3 protein-coding genes are annotated in these 2,861 nt (G+C 75.3%); 2 read left to right on the top strand and 1 reads right to left on the bottom strand.

The window, feature by feature from the left end; genetic code table 11:
- Window positions 1–721, bottom strand: a 721-nt coding sequence (locus ACFV5N_RS23685; protein ID WP_385603339.1) for an HAD hydrolase-like protein, incomplete at its 3' end; no start/stop codon positions are given.
- 79 nt (window positions 722–800) lie between these two features.
- Here ACFV5N_RS23685 and ACFV5N_RS23680 point away from each other — a divergent pair.
- Together ACFV5N_RS23680 and ACFV5N_RS23675 are read left to right on the top strand one after the other, a co-directional pair.
- A complete protein-coding gene (locus tag ACFV5N_RS23680) occupies window positions 801–2,117 on the top strand; it encodes a DUF1015 family protein (RefSeq protein ID WP_385603336.1) in 1,317 nt (438 codons plus the stop codon).
- 48 nt (window positions 2,118–2,165) lie between these two features.
- The gene (locus ACFV5N_RS23675) at window positions 2,166–2,750 is read left to right on the top strand and encodes a GNAT family N-acetyltransferase (RefSeq protein ID WP_385603333.1); all 585 of its coding nucleotides are present in this window, start codon (window positions 2,166–2,168) and stop codon (window positions 2,748–2,750) included.
- Window positions 2,751–2,861: the final 111 nt, after the last annotated feature.

Below are 2,861 nucleotides of genomic sequence, written 5' to 3'. Positions count from 1 at the left end.
CCCCCTCGATATCGGTGTCCAGCCGGTCCCCCACCACCAGCGGACGCTCGGCCCCGGTCCGCAGAATCGTTTCCCGGTGCATCGGCGGCAGCGGCTTCCCCGCCACCACCGGCTCCACCCGCCCGCCGGACCCGATCCGCACCACCTCGACCGCCGCCCCGTTGCCGGGCATGATGCCCCGCCCGCTCGGGATCGTGAGATCCGTGTTCGACGCGAACCACGGCAGCCCCCGGTTCACCGCCAGCGTCGCCTCCGCCAGCGCCCCCCACGGCAGTTCGGGACCGCCGTACCCCTGCACCACCGCCGCCGGATCGTCGTCCACCGACGCCACCGGCTCAAGCCCCCGCTCGGCCAGCGCCACCCGCAGCCCCGCGCCGCCCACGCACAGCACCCGCGACCCGGCCGGCAGCCGCTCCGCGATCAGCCGCGCCACCGCCTGCGCCGACGTCACCACCTCGGCCGCCTCCGCCGGCACCCCCAGCTCCGTCAGATGGGCGGCCACCGTCTCCGGCGTCCGGGAGGCGTTGTTGGTGACGTACGCCAGCCGCATCCCGCCCTCCCGCGCCACCCGCAGCGCCTCCACCGCGTGCGGCACCGCCGCACCGCCCGCGTACACCACCCCGTCCAGGTCCAGCAGCGCCGTGTCGTACACCCGCGCCGGGGCGCTCCCGCTGCCCGCCGGACTCGTCCTGACCTTCGTCTCAACCCTGTCATCAGCCATAACACCCCCGATCATCCCCCACCGGCACCCAACGCCTCCCATCTGCCCCGGAGAGGGGCAATCGGCATAGCATGCCGGGATGGTTCCCGACGCCCCCGCCGCCCGCACCGGCCCCGAAGGACTGGACCTCGCACCCTTCCGGGGACTGCGGTACGTGCCGGGCCGCGTCGGCGACCCCGCCGCCGTCACCTCACCCCCGTACGACGTCGTCGTCCGCCCCGACGGACTCCACGAGTTGGAGACCGCCGACCCCCACAACGTCGTCCGGCTGATCCTCCCGCAGGCCGCCGACCCCGCCGAGGGCCACCGCCGCGCCGCCCGCACCCTGCGCCGCTGGCGCGCCGAGGGCGTCCTCGCCCAGGACCCGCGGCCCGCCCTGTACGTCTACGAGCAGCGCGGCCCCGCCCCCGGCAGCCTCCAGCGCGGTGTCATCGGCGCGCTGTCCCTGACCGGCCCCGAGGAGGGCACCGTCCTGCCGCACGAGGACGTCATGCCGGAGGTCGTCGCCGACCGCGCCGCCCTCACCCGCGCCACCGCCGCCAACCTCGAACCCCTGCTGCTCTCCTACCGCGCCGAGCACCCCGACGACGCCGACCACGTCATCGACGCGGCCACCCGCACCGCACCCCTGCTCGCCACCCGCACCGGCGACGGCGTCACCCACCGGCTGTGGGCCGTCACCGACCCCGCCGCCCTCGCCCGGCTGCGCACCGCGCTGCGCCGCCACCGGGCCCTGATCGCCGACGGCCACCACCGCTGGGCCACCTCCCTGCGGCTGCGCGACGAACACGCCGGCCGCCCGCCCTGGGACCGGGCCATGGTGCTGCTGGTCAACACCGCCCGCTACCCCCTGCGCGTCCAGGCCATCCACCGGGTCCTGCCCCACCTGCCCGCCGACGAGGCCCTGGAGCGGGTACGGGCCACCGCCGCCTTCCGGGTACGCCCGCTCCCCGCCCCGCTCGACGAGGCGCTGCGCACCCTGGACACCACCCCCGGCCCCGCCTTCCTGCTGAGCGGCCGGGAGCCGGGCACACTCCACCTGCTGGACCGTCCCGACCCGGAGCTGCTGGACCGTACGGTCCCGGCCGGCCGCCCCGCCGCCTGGCGCGCCCTGGACGCCACCGTGCTGCACACCACCCTGCTCGACGCCGTGTGGCGGGTCCCCGACGAGCCCGGCCGCATCCGCTATCTGCACGACACCGCGTCCGCCCTCGCACAGGCCGAACGCACCGGCGGCAGCGCCGTCCTGCTGCGCCCGGTCGCCGAGGAGACGGTGCGCGTGCTGGCCGAGACCGGCGTCGTGATGCCGCGCAAGTCCACGTCCTTCGGCCCGAAACCCGCCTCCGGCCTGGTGGTCCGGCCACTGGAGGAAGGGCCCATTGCTCCCGAAAATTAGGTTAGGCTAACCTCACTTCCGAGTTGCCCCATCGCACCCGGGAGCCGCATGAGCACCGCCCTGTTCACCCGAACCGACGACAGCCTCGGCCGATTCACCGTCCGCGCCGTCGACCCGGCCGCCGACACCCCGCTGCTGCACCGCTGGCTCACCCACCCCAAATCGGCGTTCTGGCTGATGCAGAACACCACCCGGGACGAAGTGCGCCACTACTTCGAGGCCATCGCCGCGGCCCCCGCCCACCATGCCTACCTCGGCCTGCACGAAGGAAACCCCGCCTTCCTCGCCGAACGGTACGACCCGGCCACCGAACCCGTCGGCGAGATCTACCCGGTCCGCGAAGGCGATGTCGGCATGCACTTCCTCACCGCCCCCACCGGCACCCCCCTGCACGGCTTCACACGCGCCGTCATCACCACCGTCATGGAACTGCTCTTCGCCGACCCGACCACCCACCGCGTCGTCGTCGAACCCGACGCCCGCAACCACCCCGTCCACGCGCTCAACACCGCCGTGGGCTTCGAGGTGGCCGCCACCGTCGCCCTGCCCGGCAAAACGGCCCTCCTCAGCTTCTGCACCCGCGACCAGTACACCGCCGCCGCCCTCCGGCAGCGCACGGCAGCCACCGACTGAGGAGCACACCCGACCCATGCGCCCCCACCCCCACGCCCCCCCCCCGGCCCCCGCCGGGACCACCCCGGGCGCAACCCCCCCGGCGTGGCCCGCCCCGGGCACCCCGCGCCA

Source organism: Streptomyces sp. NPDC059853, assembly GCF_042731495.1.
Classification (GTDB): Bacteria; Actinomycetota; Actinomycetes; order Streptomycetales; family Streptomycetaceae; genus Streptomyces.
Note: the sequence above shows the minus strand (reverse complement) of the source record. Positions and strands in the feature narration are given on the sequence as shown.

Excerpts from the sequence above, each read along its gene's own strand:
- ACFV5N_RS23680 (WP_385603336.1), top strand. The coding sequence starts at position 801 with ATGGTTCCCGACGCCCCCGCCGCCCGCACCGGCCCCGAAGGACTGGAC.
- ACFV5N_RS23675 (WP_385603333.1), top strand. The coding sequence starts at position 2,166 with ATGAGCACCGCCCTGTTCACCCGAACCGACGACAGCCTCGGCCGATTC.